Annotated in this window: 18 protein-coding genes and 1 pseudogene; 11 read left to right on the top strand and 8 right to left on the bottom strand. The window is 71.4% G+C overall.

The features are described from left to right. Positions 1–105 precede the first annotated feature (105 nt). From AN215_RS05690 to AN215_RS05675, 4 genes are all read left to right on the top strand, one after another. Positions 106–1161 (top strand): LacI family DNA-binding transcriptional regulator, encoded by a 1056-nt coding sequence (locus tag AN215_RS05690; protein ID WP_070009916.1) that lies wholly within the window; start codon positions 106–108, stop codon positions 1159–1161. A 71-nt stretch (positions 1162–1232) separates the two neighbouring features. Beyond that, entirely contained in the window at positions 1233–2480 is a 1248-nt protein-coding gene (locus AN215_RS05685; protein ID WP_070009917.1) for a sugar ABC transporter substrate-binding protein, read from the top strand. 6 nt (positions 2481–2486) lie between these two features. Beyond that, positions 2487–3677: a carbohydrate ABC transporter permease gene (locus AN215_RS05680; RefSeq protein WP_245694261.1), complete on the top strand. Its 1191-nt coding sequence runs from the start codon at positions 2487–2489 to the stop codon at positions 3675–3677. Beyond that, positions 3664–4560 carry a carbohydrate ABC transporter permease gene (locus AN215_RS05675; RefSeq protein WP_171904130.1) on the top strand — a complete coding sequence of 299 codons (897 nt, stop codon included), beginning with the start codon at positions 3664–3666 and terminating at the stop codon, positions 4558–4560. The genes AN215_RS05680 and AN215_RS05675 overlap by 14 nt, the downstream gene beginning before the upstream one ends. 112 nt (positions 4561–4672) lie before the next feature. On the opposite strand, the gene AN215_RS05670 is transcribed toward AN215_RS05675, so the two are convergent. Both AN215_RS05670 and AN215_RS05665 read right to left on the bottom strand, forming a co-directional pair. Beyond that, positions 4673–5269, bottom strand: coding sequence for an NlpC/P60 family protein (locus tag AN215_RS05670; RefSeq protein ID WP_079122720.1), 597 nt, complete (start codon positions 5267–5269; stop codon positions 4673–4675). Positions 5270–5527: 258 nt separating this feature from the next. Then, positions 5528–6472 (bottom strand): SDR family NAD(P)-dependent oxidoreductase, encoded by a 945-nt coding sequence (locus AN215_RS05665; protein WP_070009919.1) that lies wholly within the window; start codon positions 6470–6472, stop codon positions 5528–5530. Between the two features lie 262 nt (positions 6473–6734). Between AN215_RS05665 and AN215_RS05660 the strand changes: the two genes are divergently transcribed. Next, positions 6735–7298: a hypothetical protein gene (locus AN215_RS05660; protein ID WP_245694259.1), complete on the top strand. Its 564-nt coding sequence runs from the start codon at positions 6735–6737 to the stop codon at positions 7296–7298. A gap of 52 nt (positions 7299–7350) precedes the next feature. After that, a pseudogene (locus tag AN215_RS30240) lies at positions 7351–7632 on the top strand (LLM class flavin-dependent oxidoreductase); the annotation flags it as partial. Positions 7633–7697: 65 nt separating this feature from the next. On the opposite strand, the gene ulaA reads toward AN215_RS30240, so the two are convergent. The 4 genes from ulaA to AN215_RS05635 all read right to left on the bottom strand — a co-directional run bounded on the left by ulaA (position 7698) and on the right by AN215_RS05635 (position 11551). Continuing rightward, positions 7698–9317 carry a PTS ascorbate transporter subunit IIC gene (gene ulaA, locus AN215_RS05650; RefSeq protein ID WP_070009921.1) on the bottom strand — a complete coding sequence of 540 codons (1620 nt, stop codon included), beginning with the start codon at positions 9315–9317 and terminating at the stop codon, positions 7698–7700. A 25-nt stretch (positions 9318–9342) separates the two neighbouring features. Next, complete coding sequence (locus AN215_RS05645) at positions 9343–10155, bottom strand: PTS sugar transporter subunit IIAB (protein WP_070010304.1); 813 nt, start codon at positions 10153–10155, stop codon at positions 9343–9345. 126 nt (positions 10156–10281) lie between these two features. Then, positions 10282–10713, bottom strand: coding sequence for a TIGR03668 family PPOX class F420-dependent oxidoreductase (locus tag AN215_RS05640; RefSeq protein ID WP_070009922.1), 432 nt, complete (start codon positions 10711–10713; stop codon positions 10282–10284). Between the two features lie 13 nt (positions 10714–10726). Then, positions 10727–11551 (bottom strand): LLM class F420-dependent oxidoreductase, encoded by an 825-nt coding sequence (locus tag AN215_RS05635; protein WP_070009923.1) that lies wholly within the window; start codon positions 11549–11551, stop codon positions 10727–10729. Between the two features lie 290 nt (positions 11552–11841). On the opposite strand from AN215_RS05635, the gene AN215_RS05630 reads away from it, so the two are divergent. The 5 genes from AN215_RS05630 to AN215_RS05610 all read left to right on the top strand — a co-directional run bounded on the left by AN215_RS05630 (position 11842) and on the right by AN215_RS05610 (position 15516). Beyond that, a complete protein-coding gene (locus tag AN215_RS05630; protein WP_070010305.1) occupies positions 11842–12417 on the top strand; it encodes a DNA polymerase ligase N-terminal domain-containing protein in 576 nt (191 codons plus the stop codon). A gap of 223 nt (positions 12418–12640) precedes the next feature. Next, on the top strand, positions 12641–13210 hold the full coding sequence (locus AN215_RS05625) for a methylated-DNA--[protein]-cysteine S-methyltransferase (RefSeq protein ID WP_420856128.1): 570 nt from the start codon (positions 12641–12643) through the stop codon (positions 13208–13210). Between the two features lie 65 nt (positions 13211–13275). Beyond that, a complete protein-coding gene (locus tag AN215_RS05620) occupies positions 13276–13794 on the top strand; it encodes an RNA polymerase sigma factor (RefSeq protein WP_070009924.1) in 519 nt (172 codons plus the stop codon). Beyond that, a complete protein-coding gene (locus AN215_RS05615) occupies positions 13791–14480 on the top strand; it encodes a methylated-DNA--[protein]-cysteine S-methyltransferase (RefSeq protein ID WP_079122716.1) in 690 nt (229 codons plus the stop codon). The genes AN215_RS05620 and AN215_RS05615 overlap by 4 nt, the downstream gene beginning before the upstream one ends. 187 nt (positions 14481–14667) lie before the next feature. Further along, positions 14668–15516: an SDR family oxidoreductase gene (locus AN215_RS05610; protein ID WP_070009925.1), complete on the top strand. Its 849-nt coding sequence runs from the start codon at positions 14668–14670 to the stop codon at positions 15514–15516. Between the two features lie 7 nt (positions 15517–15523). Here AN215_RS05610 and paaK read toward each other — a convergent pair whose 3' ends face one another. After that, a complete protein-coding gene (gene paaK / locus AN215_RS05605; RefSeq protein WP_420856129.1) occupies positions 15524–16870 on the bottom strand; it encodes a phenylacetate--CoA ligase PaaK in 1347 nt (448 codons plus the stop codon). 2 nt (positions 16871–16872) lie between these two features. Next, positions 16873–17292, bottom strand: coding sequence for a hydroxyphenylacetyl-CoA thioesterase PaaI (paaI, locus tag AN215_RS05600; RefSeq protein ID WP_070009927.1), 420 nt, complete (start codon positions 17290–17292; stop codon positions 16873–16875). Between the last annotated feature and the right edge of the window lie 183 nt (positions 17293–17475).

Below are 17475 nucleotides of genomic sequence, written 5' to 3'. Positions count from 1 at the left end.
GACCCTAGCAAAGAGGTCAAGAGCCCAAATTGCCCTCTTTGCACGGGAGATCGTCCGCCTTCGCTCACCTTTGTCCGTTGCCGCTTGCTCCCGGGAGCTCACGTCATGCCGCCAGGCCCCGATCCGTCGCCGCCCGTGCCCGCCCAGGGCTCGGGTTCGGTGACGATGGCGATGGTCGCGCGGCGTGCGGGGGTCTCCACGCAGACGGTCTCGAACGCGCTGAACACCCCGGAGCTGCTGCGGCCGGAGACGCTTGAGCGCGTGCGCCGTGCCGTGGACGAGATGGGCTACCGCCCGCACCGCGCGGCCCGTTCACTCCGTACGCGCGCCAGCCGGCTCATCGGCTTCGGCATCGAGCCGGCCGGGCCCGGCAACCTCGTGCTCGACCGGTTCCTGCACGCCCTGTCGGAGACCGCGGACGCCGCCGGATACCGGCTGCTGCTGTTCGCCGCGGCCTCCGGGCAGCGCGAACTGGCCTCGTACGAAGAGCTGCTGGGCGAGCACGGCGTCGACGCGTTCGTGCTCAGCAACACCCGGCACGGCGACCCACGGCAGGCGTGGCTGGAGGAGCGCGGCATCCCGTTCGTCGCCTTCGGCCGGATGTGGTCGGGGAAGGACGTCGGCGACTGGGTCGACGTCGACGGCGCCGCCGGCACCGCCTCGGCGGTGGAACGGCTGGTGTCCGAGGGGCACGGGCGCATCGGCTTCCTCGGCTGGCCGGCGGGTTCCGGTTCCGGCGACGACCGCGCCGAGGGCTGGCAACGGGCGCTGCGCGCACACGGCCTGGAGGCACCCGGTCTGCGCGCCGAGAGTGTCGATGACGTCGGGGCCGCGGCCCGCGCCGTCCAGCCGCTGCTCGACGCCGGTGTGACGGCGGTGGTCGCCGCCAGCGACACGCTCGCCCTCGGCTGCTACCGGGCGGTCGCCAACACGGGCGGGGTCCCCGGGCGCGAGGTGTCCGTGGTGGGCTTCGACGACTCCTCGGTCGCGCCGCTCCTCTCCCCCGGCCTCGCCAGCGTCGCGCAGCCGCTCGGCGACGTGGGCCGCGAGGCGATGCGTCTGCTGCTGGCCCGCATGTCCGATCCCGCGAAACCTCCCGAACGGGTGCTGCTGCCGCCCGCTCTCGTCGTACGGGCAAGCCTCGGCGCCGCTTCCGGCTGAACGCCGCCGCTGCGCGGTCCGCCCGTCACCACCGTCCCGAATCTCCGCACCAACTCCCCCAGGAGGCCCGCATGTTCCGTCGCTCCACCGTGGCAGTCACCGCATGCGCGGTGCTGGCCACCACCGCGACAGCCTGTTCGTCCGGGTTCGACAAGAGCAAGAACGGACCCGAGCAGGACACCGGCAAGAAGCAGTCCCTGCGCGTTCTGATCGCCACCTCCGGTGACGCCGAGACCAAGGCCGTGAAGTCGGCGACGGCGGCCTGGGAGAAGAAGTCCGGCCACAAGGTCACCGTGCAGATCGCGAAGGACATGGACCAGCAGCTCGCGCAGGCCTTCGCGGGCAACCGTCCGCCGGACGCCTTCTACATCAACTCCGACCAGTTCGCGAACTACGCCAAGGGAGGCTCCCTGCACGCGTACGGCGACAAGATCCCCGACGCGGAGGACTTCGCTCCCGAGCTGCGCAAGGCCTTCACCTACAACGGCGAGCTCGTCTGCCTGCCGAAGGACTCCTCGACGCTAGGCCTGGTGATCAGCACCGAGAAGTGGAAGGAGGCGGGCCTGACCGAGAAGGACTACCCCACCACCTGGGACGAGCTGGAGAAGACCGCGGACAAGCTCACCGAGGGCAAGACGACAGGGCTGGTCACCACCAACGAGTACCAGCGGCTCGGGGTGTTCATGAAGCAGGCCGGCGGCTGGATAACCGACTCCAAGGAGTCGAAGATGACCGCCGACAGCAAGGAGAACGCCGAAGGACTCGGCTTCGCCAAGAAGATGCTGCGCTCGGGCTCCATGAAGTTCGCCAAGCAGGTGGACACCGGCTGGGCCGGCGAGGCGCTCGGCAAGGGCAAGGCAGCCATGATCATCGAGGGCAACTGGCTCGACGGCGCCATGAAGGCGGACTTCCCCGACGTCGGCTACAAGGTCCTGCCGCTCCCGGCGGGCCCCGCCGGGAAGGGCACCCTCGCCTTCAGCAACTGCTGGGGCGTGGCGAAGGAGAGCACGCACCAGACCGCGGCCATCGACATGATCCGCCATCTCACCTCGAAGAAGGAGCAGTTGGCGTCCTCGGACCAGATCGGCGTCATGCCCTCGCGCACCAGCGTCATGAAGACCTTCGCGAAGGAGCACCCGGAGTCCAAGGGGTGGGCGGAGGGCAACTCATATGCCCAGCGCCCGGTGACGGTCCCCGGCTTCACCAAGGTCCTCGACCAGTTCAACGCCGATCTGCAGGGGCTCGCCACCGGCAGTCCCGCCGAGATCCTCTCCACGCTGCAGCGCAACGGTGAGCAGGCGCTCAAGAAGGGCGACTGACCCCGCATGCCGACCACTGTCACCGAACGTCCGGCGCCGCCGCCCCCGGGGCGGCGGCCCGGACGGCCCGGGGTTCCCGCGAGCTCGAGGTCCCGTACGACGCGCGGACGTGAGGGGGTGTGGGGCTGGCTGTTCGTCTCCCCCATGGTCGTCGGCCTGGGGCTGTTCATGGCGCTGCCCATCCTGATGGCCGCGTGGGTCAGCCTGCTGAACTGGGACGGACAGTCCAACCCGTTCACCCCGGACGCCGACTTCGTCGGGCTCGACAACTACCGCAGCCTGCTCGCCGAGGAAGGGCTCGCGCAGTCGCTGCTCGCGACGTCGCTTCGCAACAACGTGTACTACGTGCTGCTGACCGTGCCGATTCAGACGGCGCTCGCCCTCACTCTGGCGATCACCGTCAACCAGCGCATGCTGCGCGGCCGCAGCATGCTCAGGACCACCTTCTACTTCCCCTCCGTCACCAGCTCCATCGCCGTGGCCACGGTCTTCCTCTTCCTCTTCCAGGGCAGCGGCGCCGTCAACCGGATGCTGAGCTGGATCGGGATCAAAGGCCCGAACTGGTTCCAGGATTCGCGCGGCGTCCTGTGGGTGCTGCTCGACGCAGTGGGGATCGTCGACGGCCGCCCGGACGGTGCGCTCGGCGAGCACCGCCTCATGGGGCTTCCCTGGGTGGAGTGGCTCGCGGGGCCCTCGGTGGCCATGTGCACGCTCATCCTGCTTGCCGTATGGACGACTTCGGGCACCTTCATGCTCATCTTCCTCGCGGCGCTTCAGAACATCCCCCGCGAACTGGAGGAGGCGGCGGCCCTCGACGGGGCTGGCCGCCGCCATGTGCTGCGCCATGTGTATCTTCCGGCGCTGCGTCCGGTGCTGTTCCTGGTGACGACACTCGGTCTGATCGCCACCTGGCAGGTCTTCGACCAGGTGTACGTGATGGGTCAGGGCGACCCCGCCAACAGCACCCTCACGCCCGCCTTTCTTTCCTACTCCTACGGGTTCGACAACGCGGAGTTCGGGCAGGGCGCCGCCATTTCGTTCATCCTGCTCGGGATCGTCCTGGTGATGACGGGAATCCAGCGCTTCCTGCTGCGCGAGCGCGGCGTGCGGGGGCAGTTGAGGCGGCGTCTTGCCACGGCCACCGCCCGGCAGCCCGCTGCCGACGAGGGCAAGGAGGCGCACCGTGCGCACAACTGAGAAACCGCTCTCCACGGACGAACGGCCCGTACTGGCACGGTTCCCGCGGCCCGCCCGGCTGGCCGGCTACGCGCTGCTGCTCGGCTTCGCCCTGCTCTACGCGCTGCCGTTCCTGGTTCAGCTGTCGACGAGTTTCAAGACCGATCCGGAGGCCGCGTCACACCCGCTGTCGCTGCTGCCCCAGGCCCCCACCACAGCCGTCTTCGACAAGCTCAGCGGCTCCGGCGAGGCCGGCAGTGTGCCGTTCATGCGCTGGCTGGGCAACAGCACGCTGGTGACGGTCGTGGTGACACTGGGCCGCGTGCTGTTCGACTCGGCGGCAGGCTATGCGCTGGCCAGGCTGCGCTTCCGCGGCCGTGTCGTGCTCACCGCCTTCCTCATCGCGGTGATGGCCGTGCCGCCGGTCGTGCTGCTCATCCCGAAGTTCCTGGTCCTCAACACGCTGGGCATCTTCGACAGTTACACCGGGATGATCGTGCCGCTGCTCTTCGACGCGGCGGGGATCTTCATCATGAAGCAGTTCTTCGAGTCCATCCCACGGGAGGTCGAGGAGGCGGCGCGGATCGACGGCGCCGGTGTGGGGCGGATCTTCTGGTACGTGGTGCTGCCGATGTCACGGCCCGCACTGATCACCGTAACGCTGCTGTCGTTCCAGGGATCGTGGAACGAGTTCACGCACTTCCTGGTATCGACCCAGTCCAGCGACTACGAGACGCTCACCACCGGTCTGGCGCGGTTCGTCTCCGGCGGGCTGGGTCAGGGCACGCAGTATCCGCTGAAGCTGGGCGCGGCTCTGCTGTCGACGATTCCGGTGGCGGTGCTCTTCTTCTGCTTCCAGCGCCACTTCATCCGCGGGGCGAACGCCGGTTCCGTGAAGGAATGAGCGCTCCGGCGCGACGCGGAGCGCTCCCGTCCACGAGAGGAGGGACGGGAGCGCTCGGCTGTTGTGGCACGGGCCGTACGGCACAGGCACAGGCCGTGCGGCCCGGACCGGCTCAGTCCGTCAGGTTGTTCGGACGGTAGGCCTTGTACTCGCTGCCGGCGTCCAGACCGTAGTCCAGCACCCGGTGGTCCGTGCCGTGGCCGCCGCGCTGCTCGAACGCCGAGTAGGCCGTCTTCGAGTCGTCGGTCCACTTCTCGAAGATCACCACGTGGCGCGTGGTGTTGGAGCCGTCCGCGTCGATGAGCAGGTCGCCGGGCTTGAGGTCACCCACGTTCATCGGGGTGGTCAGATCCCGGTTGCCCGCGAGCTCGACGGTGTTCGGCCCGGACTTCCACAGGCCCAGCGTCATCGACACGTAGCCGGAGCAGTCCTGCCGGTACCCGTCGGACCAGACCTCGGTCTGGCTGTAGGGAACCTGCGCGCCGTTGTTCGCGGTCAGCCAGGTGGCCGCGCGCTCCAGCATCTGGGCCCGCGTGACCGCATCGGCCTTGGCCGACTTCTCACTCTTGGCCGCGACCTGGGCGGGCTTCTCGGCGGGGGTCGCCGTCGCGGACGACGGCAGTACCGCGAAGCCCAGAACGGCGGCACTGCCGGCCGCCACGGCGGCAAGCGAGACGCGTGCACGCCGGCTGAGGGACGTCAGAGTCATTCCGCTCCTCATGGTGGGGGGGAGGATGTTCCAGGGCGCGTCGTTCGCGCCCCCGCCCCGGGTCTGCCGACCCGAAGCAGGCACATCCTGGAGCCGCCCTCCTTGAGAACACCGCCCCCGCGTACAGACCTTCACTCGACGGGCACAAGCGGAATCGGGCATCGCGGAGAAGTGCGACGTGTGCCTGCACCCGGCCCCTGCGGATTCCGCAGGTGCGCCCATTGAAGGCGAGGGGCGTGAATGCGGGCGAGCGCTCCTTCAGGCCGTCAGGGTCTCGACGGAGACCTGCCACAGCCGCGCCGCCGCTTCGGGATCGACGGCGTGGGGAGCCACACCCCGCTCGGAGCCGGGCTCGTGCAGCGGTGCCTCGTTGCAGTCCTCGAAGTAGCGGCCGCCGACGCCCTCCAGCAGCGACGACGTGGCCAGGAGCACCGACGTCGCCGCGCCCTGCCCGGGCGTCTTCCACGCCGGGGCGTCGCCGCCGGCCTCGGCGCGCAGCCGCTCCAGCTCCTCCTCGGTGACGTGGCGCTGCAGACGGGTGCGAATGGCGCCCGGCATCAGGGAGTTGACGGCGATTCCGTCGCTCTCCCAGCGCTCCCACGCCCCTACCGCGAAGAGCGCGTTGGCCGTCTTGGACTGCGCGTACGCGGTCCACGGATCGTATGCACGCCTGCGGAAGTGGATGTCCTCGAAGACGACCGGTGAACGCAGGTGCGAGCTGGAACTGACCGAGACGACGCGTGCACCGCCCGCCGCCGCCAGCGCACGGTGCAGCCCCACGGCGAGCGCGAAGTGGCCCAGGTGGTTGGTGGCGAACTGCAGCTCCCAGCCCTCGGGCGTACGCACCTCGGGCGAGGCCATGACCCCGGCGTTGTTGACCAGGATGTTCAGCGGGCCCTCCCACGCGGCCAGGAAACCCGCGACGGACCTGCGGTCGGCCAGATCGAGCCGGGCGACCCGGATCTGCTCGTTGCCGGTGGCGGCGGCCATCTCCGCCGCTTTGCGCCGCCCCGCCTCCGTGTCCCGTACAGCGAGGGTCACCTGCGCACCCGCACCGGCCAGCGCGCGAGCGGTCTCCGCGCCGATGCCGGAGGCACCGCCCGTGACGACGGCCCGCCGTCCGGTCAGGTCGATGCCGCCGATGACCTCTTCGGCGGTGGATTCGGCGGTGAAGGGGGTGCTGATGGGTGCGGTGTCGGTCATGGTCTTCCCGTCTCGCGTGGCGGTCCGGAGCGGGAGGGACCCGGCGTCGAGAGGAAGGCCGGAAACCTCCACTACGACCACTTCACCGGAGCACGCCGCGATCAACAAACGGACCTGTACTCCGAGCGGGCGAAGGCACACCTGGACGGATCACCCCAGGTGGCAGCCGCCCGGGGGCGTGCGCGCAGCCGCCGCGAATTGACAGCGCACCGCCGGGTGCGAGCCTGGAGGAGCAGGCGCCTCGTCCCGACGGGAGCCACCCATGACACGTGCCGCGAACACCGCGACCGGCGACGCCACCGGCTCCGGCAACGCCGGGGCGGCCCGCTCGGCCGGGCCGATGACGGACCCGCTTGCCATCTACCTCAACGACCATCTCCTCGGGGCGACCAGCGGCAGCGAACTCGCACGCCGCGTCGCCAAGCGGCACGCCATGTCGCCCGCGGGGGCGACGCTCCTGCGCGTCGCCGACGAGATCGCGCAGGACCGCGCAGCGCTGCTGCGGATCATGCACGGCTTCGGCCTACCGGTGCGCCGCTACAGGACGGCCGCCGGGTGGCTGCTGGAGAAGGCCGGCAGGGCCAAGACCAACGGCTTCCTCGTACGCAGGTCACCGCTGAGCAGCGTCCTCGAACTGGAGGCGCTGCGCCTGGGAGTCGAGGGCAAGAGGCTGATGTGGCAGGCGCTGCACGCCCTTGAGGGACCGCGGTCCGCCGTCCTCGACGAGGAGCAGCTCACCGGACTCCTCCGGCGTGCGCGCGAGCAGAGCGCGACCCTCGAAGAACTGCAACTCAAGGCCGCCACAGGCGTCCTGGACGGCGGCTGAGGACGCGGCCCCTCGGCCCGCCACGCGCCGCAGACCGCCCACTCGTCGCGCCAACGTCGTCACCGGCGGGGAGTCGGCGGAGCAGCGTGCCTACGGCGACTTCCTCGGCAAGGACGAACGCTACGCGCGCACGGGCGAGTTGCTCGGCATCGTGCGCCGTCTGCGGGCCGGTGGGAAGGTCGACCACCACGGTGAGCATCTGCGCGTCGAGGGCGCGGAGTTGAGCCGTCTTCCCGAGCCGGCACCGAGGGTGTACTTCGGCGGCTCCTCCCCCGCGGCCGGCGAAGTCGCCGCCCGCCACACGGATGTGTACCTCACCTGGGGCGTGAACCCCGGGGCGCTCCGCGGCTGAACCGCGAGCGCTCCGGAAGGGTCGCGACGGGCCGCGCGGCCCGCGGCTCACTCCCTCTTCGCAGGAGGCGGCGGCGGAGCCGGTGCGCCTCGGGGCGGGGCGATCTTCGCCGGGCTCGCACCGGCACCGGTACCCGTCCCCGGTCCCGCCGGCTGGGCGGGGATTCCCGTGGAGGCGCCGGCCGCCGCGGGTCCGTCCGATCCGTCCTGCTGCTGCGGCAGCAGGGCGTCGCGGCGTGCCCCGGGGTTCCAGCCGGGCTCCACCACGCGCTTCTGCACCAGCACGGCGCCCCCGAGCACCACGGCGCCGATCAGGAGCATCAGTACGACGCCCGCGGTCTCGCCCGCCTTGGCGGCGTTGCCGATGAGGATGCCGAACCAGCCGAAGTCCGCGTCCCCGAACGTCGTGTTCTCCTTGCCGAAGGCTCCGAGCACCTTCAGCAGCAGCGCCGGGAGGAAGGTGATGAGGACGCCGTTGAGGAAGGCGCCGACTGCGGCGCCGCGCCTGCCGCCCGTCGCGTTGCCGTAGACGCCTGCGGCACCGCCGGTGAAGAAGTGCGGCACGAGCCCCGGCAGCACCAGCGCGAGCCCGAAGGCCGGGCCGAAGACGGCGGTGAGCAGCCCCAGCGAGGCCAGCCCGCCGGTGAAGCTGGCGATGAAGCCGATCAGGACGGCGTTCTGCGCGTACGGGAAGACCATCGGCGCGTCCAGCGACGGCACCGCACCGGGCACCACCCGAGCGGCGATGCCCTGGAAGGCGGGGACGAGTTCGCCGAGGATCGTACGGACGCCGAAGAGGATGACGGCGACGGAGATGCCGAACTGCAGGCCCTGCATGACTGCGCTCATCACGTAGTTGCCGACGTCGGTCGCGGCCTCTCCCCCGCCGGCGGCGAACGCCTTGAACGCCGTCCGGCGGCCTGCCTCCGCCAGGTGGACCAGCGCCATGACCACGTAGATCAGCAGCATGGACAGGGCGGTGGCGACCATCGAGTCACGCAGGAACCGCAGCCCCTCCGGCAGGTTCATCTCCTCGGTGCTGCGGCTGCGCTTGCCGATGAGCTGGCCGGTCGCGCCCGCGGCGACGTAGCCCGCGGTGCCGAAGTGCCCGACGGCGATGCTGTTGTTGCCCGTGATGCGCTTCGTCCAGGGATGAGCGAAGGCGGGCATGGAGACCAGCATGATGCCCAGGAGCACGCCGCCGACGATGACGACGACCACCGGCGAGAGCCCCGCCGTGGCGAGCACCATGGTCGTCAGCGTCGCCATGAACAGGATGTGATGGCCGGTCAGGAAGACGTACCGCAGCGGCGTGAAGCGGGCCAGAAGCAGACTCAGGGCGAACCCGGTGATCATCAGCCAGGCGACGCGGGCGCCGAACTGCTCCTGCGCGATGCCGACGATCGCCTCGTTGGTGGGGATCACGCCGTGCGCGCCGGTCGAGCCCTGGATCATCTCGCCCAGCGGTGCGAGGGAGTCGACGACGAGGCCGGCGCCGGCGTTGATCAGCAGGAAGCCGAGGGTCGCCTTGATGGCGCCGCCGACGACCTGTCCCGCCGGCTTCTTCAGCGCGATCAGGCCGACGGCCGTGATCAGCCCGATCAGATACGGAGGCTGGCTGAGGATCTCGTTGACGAGAAACTCGGCGGTGGAGATGAGCGGGCCCATGGTGCCGCCTGCTCCCTTCCCGACGTCAGACGTCGTAGGTGTCGCGAAGAGCACCGTCGACCTCGGCGGTGCTGGTGAAGTCCTCTATGACCCGGACCGGGACGCCCATGTCCGCAAGGGCCGCCGCGATCTCACGGGAGGTGAACACGGCGACGGCTTCCGAGGCCTTGCCCTTCGCCGAGACGGTGTCCGTGGCCTCGACGGTGACGTGGGCGGTCCAGCCCCAGCGCTGCAGCACCTGTTCGAGGGTGTTCTTCAGGAAGAGGCTCGTGCCCAGGCCGTTGCCGCACACCGTGAGGATCTTGTGCACGGTGGCACCACCGCCACCGCCACCGCCACCGTCCCGGGCCGCCGTCCCGGCGTCCGCCCGCTCGGCGTTCCCGCCCCCGTGCCCGCCGCCGAGAACGGCCAGCAGCGCGTCCGGCGAGGGGGCGTCCTTCAGCGCCTGCTCGGTCTCCGGGTCAGCCAGCAGCTGCGCCAGCCCCGCGAGTGCCGCCTGGTGTGCGCCCTGGTCCTCGGCGGCGAGGCCGACGACCAGTCCCACGGGGTCGTTCGACTCGTGCCCGAACTCCACCGGTTCCGCGAGCCGCACCCACGACATGCCGGTTCTCAGCACCGCCGGTGACGGACGGGCGTGCGCGAGCGCGAAGCCGGGCGCGATGACGATGTACGGACCGTTCTCCTCGACGTTCCGGATCATCTCCGCGGTGTAGTCGCCGGTGCTCGTCCCGGTCCGCGTCATCAGCTCGCCGGCGAGCCGGACGGCCTCCCGCCAGTCCGCCGCCGGGGCCTCCAGGCTCACGGCGTCGCTGGGGAGGAGTTCACTCACTGTCGCCATGAGGCGGATCGTTGCACGTTCACCGAGCAGCGGGAACGGCGGGGCCCGCAAGCGGACCGGTCCCCTCCGGCCGGCGGACGGGCGCACTCCACGCGCGGCACGAGCACCTCCGGCCGGGGCCAGGGGTCACACTGCCCGCCAGCCGCTCCACCGCGTCACCGCGATCTCGACGACGTGCCCTCGCGGCGGCGTCGGCCCGTACTGCCGGGCGTACTTCCGCGTGAGCAGCTCCGCGTATCCGGCGGACGCGGCGGAGCTCTCCGGCGCCGGCAGGACGCGCGCCGTGCCGTCGGCGCGCGCCCACCAGAGCCGTTCCCAGTCCTCGTCGTACGCGTCGGTGAGCAGGGCGACCGCGGGGTTGGCCCGGATGTTGTCGAGCCGCTTCAGCCGCTGCGACCGTTTCGGCTTGTGGTCGACGGCGAAGACGACGACGTCGCCGCTGAGGGCGAAGGTGACGGGCACGAGGTGCGGTCGCCCGGTCTCGTCGGCGGTGGCCAGGGTGGCGGCCCGCGCCCGCGCGAAGCGTTCCCGCGCCTCGTCGCCCGTCATCTTCGGCACGGCCGGCCGCCGCTCAGCTGAACCGGCCGGCGCACGCGGCGAGCCGGTCGAGTGCCTCCAGCGACTCGCCCTCGGGACGCGTCGGCAGATACAGCAGCAGGCGCTCGACGCCGAGCTGTGCGAAGCCCTCGATCGCCGCGGGGTCGTCGGGAGTCGCGTACACCGTCACCGGCACGTCCCGGCCTGCGACCGCGCGCATCCGCTCGATCTTCGGGCCCAGCTGTTCGGGTGTGGTCCTGTTGGCGAGCCATACGTCCCCGAGGGCGGCGATCCGCTTGAAGGCGCCCTCGGCGCCGCCGACCCAGATGGGCGGATGCGGACGCTGCACCGGCTTGGGCCACGAGTAGACGGGGTCGAAGTCGACGAACTCACCGTGGAATTCGGCCTTCTCCGCGGTCCACAACTCGCGGATCGCGCGCAGCCGCTCGTCGGCGAGGCGCCCGCGGGTGGACGGGTCTGTCCCGTGGTTCTCCATCTCCTCACGGTTCCAGCCGACGCCGACGCCGAAGACGGCACGCCCGCCGGAGACGAGGTCGAGCGAGGCGACCTCCTTCGCCGTGACGATCGGGTCCCGCTGCGGCACGAGCGCGATGCCGGTGCCCAGCAGCAGCCGGTCGGTGACCGCGGCGGCGGCGCTCAGGGCGACGAACGGGTCGAGGGTGCGGTAGTACATCTCCGGCAGGTCGCCCCCTCCCGGGTAGGGCGAGCGGCGGTCGACGGGGATGTGGGTGTGTTCGGCGATCAGCAGCGAGTCGAAGCCGCGCTCCTCGACGGCACGGCCCAGGGCGTCGGGGGCGATCCCTTGATCGGTGATGAAGGTCGATACGCCGAATTTCACGGTGGTTGCTTCCCTTCGGTACGTCTCTCTCGGGTTCGGTGTGCGCGCGGGTGACACTCCCGGACGGCGGAGGTACCCGGTTTCGCGCCGTTCACTACAGCGCCCCGGGGCGCCGCGGTCTTCCCGCCGGGCTCGCCGCACGTGCCGCGTACGGGTGCGTGAGGCGGCACTCGCGGGCACTCGTACGCGGTGTCCGCCCGCCGGAAGGAGCCGCAGTGAGCGACAGGAGCAGGAAGAACACGGAGACCGCCCGGCGCGGAACCGGCGGGAAGCGCACGAAGCCGGACGCCCTGAAGAGCTACCGCGACAAGCGGCACTTCTCCAGGACCGGCGAGCCCCGCGGCGACGCCGCCCCGGCCGAGGGCGCTGCCGGCTTCGTCGTACAGATCCACGACGCGAGCACCCTGCACTTCGACTTCCGCCTGGAGGTGGAGGGCGTACTGAAGTCCTGGTCCGTCCCGAAGGGTCCCTCGCCCGATCCGCGCGAGAAGCGGCTGGCGATGCCGACGGAGGACCACCCGCTGGAATACCGGGAGTTCGAGGGCGTGGTGCCTTCCGGGGAGTACGGGGCGGGCGCCGTCATCGTCTGGGACGAGGGCACCTACGAGCCGCTCTCCCCCGACTTCGCGGACGCGCTGCGCCGCGGCCACGCCACGTTCCGGCTCGACGGCACGAAGCTCCGCGGCGGCTACGCCCTGACGCGCTTCCGCGGCGGCGGAGCCGGCAGCGACGGCCGCGAGGCATGGCTCCTGGTGAAGGAGAACGACGCGCGGGCGGCGCGCGAGGGCCGCACGCCCGATCCGCAGCGGGCCCGCTCGGCACTCAGCGGCCGGACGCTGAAACAGGTGGCCGCGGAGGCCGGATAAGGCTGCGGTCCCCGGAATCCGCGGAGATCCGGAGATTTCTCCGCACCCCGTCTCACGTACGGGGCTTCCGCGACGTCTTCCTGGTGTGGACCGGAAGAATCGGCCCACGCGGCACGGAAGGAGCGGGGCCATGACAGTACGGACGGACACCGGCCACACCGGCGAGGACGAGGGCGCCTCGGACACCGAGAGGACAGTGCGCGCCACGGACGCGGAGGGCACAGTGCGCGCCACGGACACGGAAGGCACGGCACACCACCCCGGGAGCCCGGGCGACGCGGCGGCCGGCGGACACGTCAGGCACACCGTCGTCGGCTCACCTCTCGGCGCGCTCACACTCGTCGCGGACGGCGGGGCCCTGACCGGCGTCTACTTCGAGGACCATCTGCGCGGCCCGTCCCCGCACGAGCTCGGCGTACGCGACGAGACCGGCTTCAGCGAAACGGAGCAGCAGCTCAGGGAGTACTTCGCGGGAGAGCGGCAGCGCTTCGACCTGCCGCTGGCACCGCGCGGTGAGCCCTTCCGGCAGCGTGTGTGGGGACTGCTGCGGCAGATCCCGTACGGGGAGACCCGCTCGTACGGACAGCTCGCGCGGGAGCTGGGCGACCAGGCCCTCGCGCAGGCCGTCGGTGCCGCCAACGGCCGCAATCCGCTGTCCGTGATCGTGCCCTGCCACCGCGTCGTCGGCGCCGACGGTTCCCTGACGGGTTACGCGGGCGGGCTGGAGCGCAAGCGGTTCCTGCTGGAGCTGGAAGGTGCCGGGTCGGTGACGAGGACGGCCCGGCTCTTCTGAGGGCCCTGGCGCGGGCCGTCTCGTCCGGCGGCCGGCGGGCCGTGATTCGCCTACGGGGTGTGAGTGTGAGCCTGAGACCTTTCGAAGAGATCGTCACCGAGTACGGGCCGGTGGTGCTCCGGGTGTGCAGGGCCGTCGTCGGCCCGGCGGACGCCGAGGACGCCTGGTCGGAGACGTTCCTCGCCGCCATGAAGGCGTACCCGCGGCTGCCCGATGACGCCCGCGTCGAGGCGTGGCTGGTGACGATCGCACACCGCAAGGCCATCGACGTGGCACGGGCCGGCGCACGGCGCCCGATCGCGGTGCCGGAGGTTCCGGAGCCCGCGGCGTCGTCCGGCGGCTCTCAGCAGCAGCCGGCACCGGAGTGGGAGCGCGACGGAGAGCTGTGGGACGCCCTGAAGGCGCTGCCGCAGCGGCAGCGCGCGGCGGTCGCCTACCACTATCTGGCCGGCCTGCCCTACAAGGAGATCGCGGCCGTCACGGGCGGCAGCACCGACGCAGCCCGCAGGGCCGCGGCCGACGGCATCAAGTCCCTGCGCAGACGCCTTGCGCACCATACGGAGGAGAGAGGCGAGGAACCATGACGACGCAACCGGGCGACAAGTCCGAGGCTGCCCGCCGGACCGGCCCTGCCCTTGCCCCTGCGCACGGCACCGGGACCGGAACCGGAGCCGGCCTCGACCCGTTCGCAGCCCTGCCGGCCACCGACGCCGCTGCACACGAGCGTCTCCACGCCCGGCTGGCCGAGTCCGCCGAGCGCGAAGGGCTCCTGGACGTCGCCTACCGCACGCTGGAGACGCCCGTCGGGCCCCTGCTGCTCGCCGCCACGGAGCGGGGTCTGGTCCGCGTCGCCTACGGCGTACAGGACCATGACGCCGTGCTGGCGGATCTCGCGGACCGCGTCAGCCCGCGCGTACTGCTGGCTCCCGCGCGCCTCGCGCAGGCCGTGCGGCAGATCGAGGAGTACTTCGAGGGGCGGCGCACCCGTTTCGAACTCGCCCTGGACCTGCGGCTGGCCAAGGGGTTCCGGCGGGAGGTGATCACGCACCTGCCGGACATCGGCTACGGACGGACCGAGAGCTACGCGCAGGTGGCCGCCGCCGCGGGCAGCCCAAGAGCCGTACGCGCCGTCGGCACCGCCTGCGCGACCAACCCGCTGCCGGTCGTCGTCCCGTGCCACAGGGTCGTACGTTCGGACGGCTCAGCAGGCGGATACGCGGGAGGAGCCGAGGCCAAACGGACCCTGCTGAACCTGGAGGCCGCGGCCTGACCGCGTTACGCGGGGCCCCACCGGGCAGCCCGCACCGGCAGCCCGCCACCCGCAGCCCGGCCTGCGCCGCGGCGGGAAGGACGGGCGGCGGGACGGTCGGCGGGGCCGTTGCCGGGCACTCTTCCAGCACCGGCAGTGCCACCGGAACCCCCGGTGCCCGGTCTCGCGGACGAGGAGCAGCATCCCCATGGACCACGACCCCACCCCCGGCAGCTCCGGCACCCCCGGAGGCAAGGTCGCCGTCGTCACCGGCTCGGAGTCGGGCATCGGCAGGGCGACCGCCGCGGCACTGGCCAGGGACGGATTCGACGTCGGCGTGACCTGGTTCGCGGACGAGGCCGACGCACGCGCCACCGCCGACCAGGTGCGCGGGCACGGACGGAGTGCCGAGGTGCGTCACCTCGACCTCACCCGGCTTCCCGGGCCGGAGGCGGTCGTCGACGAATTCGCGGACGCCTTCGGCCGGCTGGACGTCCTCGTCAACGCCGCGGGGACCAACCGTGCGGCCCCGTTCACCGAGATGACCTTCGAGGACTTCCGGCATGTGATGCGGGTGGATCTGGAGGGGCCGCTGCTGCTGAGCCAGCGCGCCGCGCGCCGGATGATCGGCCAGGGGCACGGCGGCCGCATCATCAACGTCACGTCCGTGCACGAGCACACGCCGCTGCCCTCGTCGGCGGCGTACAACACCGCCAAGCACGGACTGGGCGGACTGACGAAGTCGATGGCGGTCGAACTGGCCAGGCACGGCATCACGGTGAACGCCGTCGCACCGGGCCTGATCGCCACGAGGATGTCGGGCCTGGAGGACGCCGACGTCCACACCCTCGACCGTCCGGCGCTGCCCGTCCCCCGTCCCGGCGACCCGCGCGAGGTCGCCTCGCTCATCGCATGGCTCGCCTCGGACGCGGCGACCTACACCACCGGCCAGTCGTATCCCGTGGACGGCGGATTCCTCGTCGCCAACGCGCAGTTCACGACGGACAACTTCGGCGCCCGCGACGACCGCGGGGACCGGGGCCCCTCGACCCCGTGAGAGCTCGTCAACCCCGTGAGCGCTCGTCGACGACGCGGCGGATCTTGCCGACGGAGCGCTCCAGCGTCTCCGGTTCCACGATCTCGACCTCGACGCTCAGCCCGATGCCGTCCTTGACCGCCCTGGCGACCGACTCCCCGGCGGCCTCGCGCTGCCCGGTGGCGGTGCCGGGCCGGCTCTCCACGCGGACGGTCATGTGGTCGAGGCGGCCGCGGGTGCCCAGCCGCAGCTGGAAGTGGGGCGCGAGGCCGGGGGTGCGCAGCAGGATCTCCTCGACCTGGCTGGGGAAGATGTTGACGCCACGCAGGATGATCATGTCGTCGCAGCGCCGGGTGACCTTCTCCATGCGGCGGAAGGCGGGACGTGCGGTGCCGGGCAGCAGCCGCGTCAGGTCGCGGGTGCGGTAGCGGATGACCGGCATGGCCTCCTTGGTGAGGGAGGTGAAGAGCAACTCCCCTTCCTCGCCGGGCGCTTGGATCACGTCGGTGACGGGGTCGACGATCTCCGGGTAGAACTGGTCCTCCCAGATGTGCAGTCCGTCCTTGCTCTCCACGCACTCCTGCGCGACGCCGGGGCCGATGACCTCGGACAGCCCGTATATGTCGACGGCGTGGATGCCGACGCGTTCCTCGATCTCCGCGCGCATCTCCTCCGTCCACGGCTCCGCGCCGAAGACGCCCGTCCTGAGCGAGGTGCCGCGCGGGTCGACGCCCTGCCGTTCGAACTCGTCCAGCAGCGTGAGCATGTAGGACGGGGTGACCATGATGATCTCGGGCTGGAAGTCCTGGATGAGCTGGACCTGGCGGGCGGTCATGCCTCCGGAGACGGGGATGACAGTGCAGCCCGCGCGCTCCGCTCCGTAGTGCGCGCCGAGTCCGCCGGTGAACAGGCCGTACCCGTAGGCGACATGGACCTTGTCACCCGGGCGGCCGCCCGCGGCCCGGATGGAGCGGGCGACCATGTCCGCCCACATCGAGATGTCGCCCTCGGTGTAACCGACCACCGTCGGACGGCCTGTCGTGCCGCTTGAGGCGTGGATGCGGCGTACATCGGCCATCGGCACGGCGAACATCCCGAACGGGTACGTCTCCCGCAGGTCCGCCTTGGTGGTGAAGGGGAAGCGGGAGAGGTCCTCCAGGGTGCGGCAGTCCTCGGGGCGCACCCCTGCCTCGTCGAACTTCCTTCTGTACAGCTCGACTTCGTCGTAGGCGGTGCGCAGCGTCCGCCGGAGCCCGGTGAGCTGATGCGCGCGCAGCTCCTCGGCGTCCATCCGCTCGCCCGCGTCCCGCAAGTCCGAGGGCAGCGGCTCCCCGGTCCTGCGCGGCACGCCTGCCGGTGCCGGGGTCTCGCTCATCGTCATGGTGAACCCTCCACGCGCCCTACGGTGCGGCTGCGGCCGCGGAACTCGGCTATGACCTCGCCGTCGCGCAGGACGCTCACGTCGTAGATCCCGCTGCGGCCGTAGCTGGTGCGCTCCTCGGCGAGCGCCGTGAGCGTATCGCCCTCCCGCGCGGGCCTGACGAAGGAGATGTCGGCGCCGGAGGCGACCGTGACAGGGCCGTAGCTGTTGCAGGCGCAGGCGAACGCCGTGTCGGCGAAGAGGAAGAGATAGCCGCCGTGTGCGATGCCGTGGCCGTTCACCATCGCCGCGGTGACCGTCATGCGCAGCTTCGCCGTGCCGTCCCCGGCCTCCAGCAGCGTGATGCCCAGCGCCTGTGACGCCTGGTCCTCGGCGAACATCGCCTGCGCCGCCCCGTCGCTCATGGCTTGCGTCATGCGTCCCACGCTCTCGGCTCCCGTACTCGCTCCGCCGACCGACCATTCGGTCACCCTCGCGGCGCGGTCCAGTAATCCAGCAACCCGATCGGCCTGTCAAGGGTCTGCGGTGGGGGCCGGGCCCGGGGACATCCGGGCAGGCGGGAGACGACTGGATCACCTGGCGGGCGGCCGGTGGATCAC

The organism is Streptomyces abyssalis (assembly GCF_001751365.1).
Classification (GTDB): domain Bacteria; phylum Actinomycetota; class Actinomycetes; order Streptomycetales; family Streptomycetaceae; genus Streptomyces; species Streptomyces abyssalis.
This window is presented reverse-complemented; position numbering and strand designations above follow the sequence as displayed.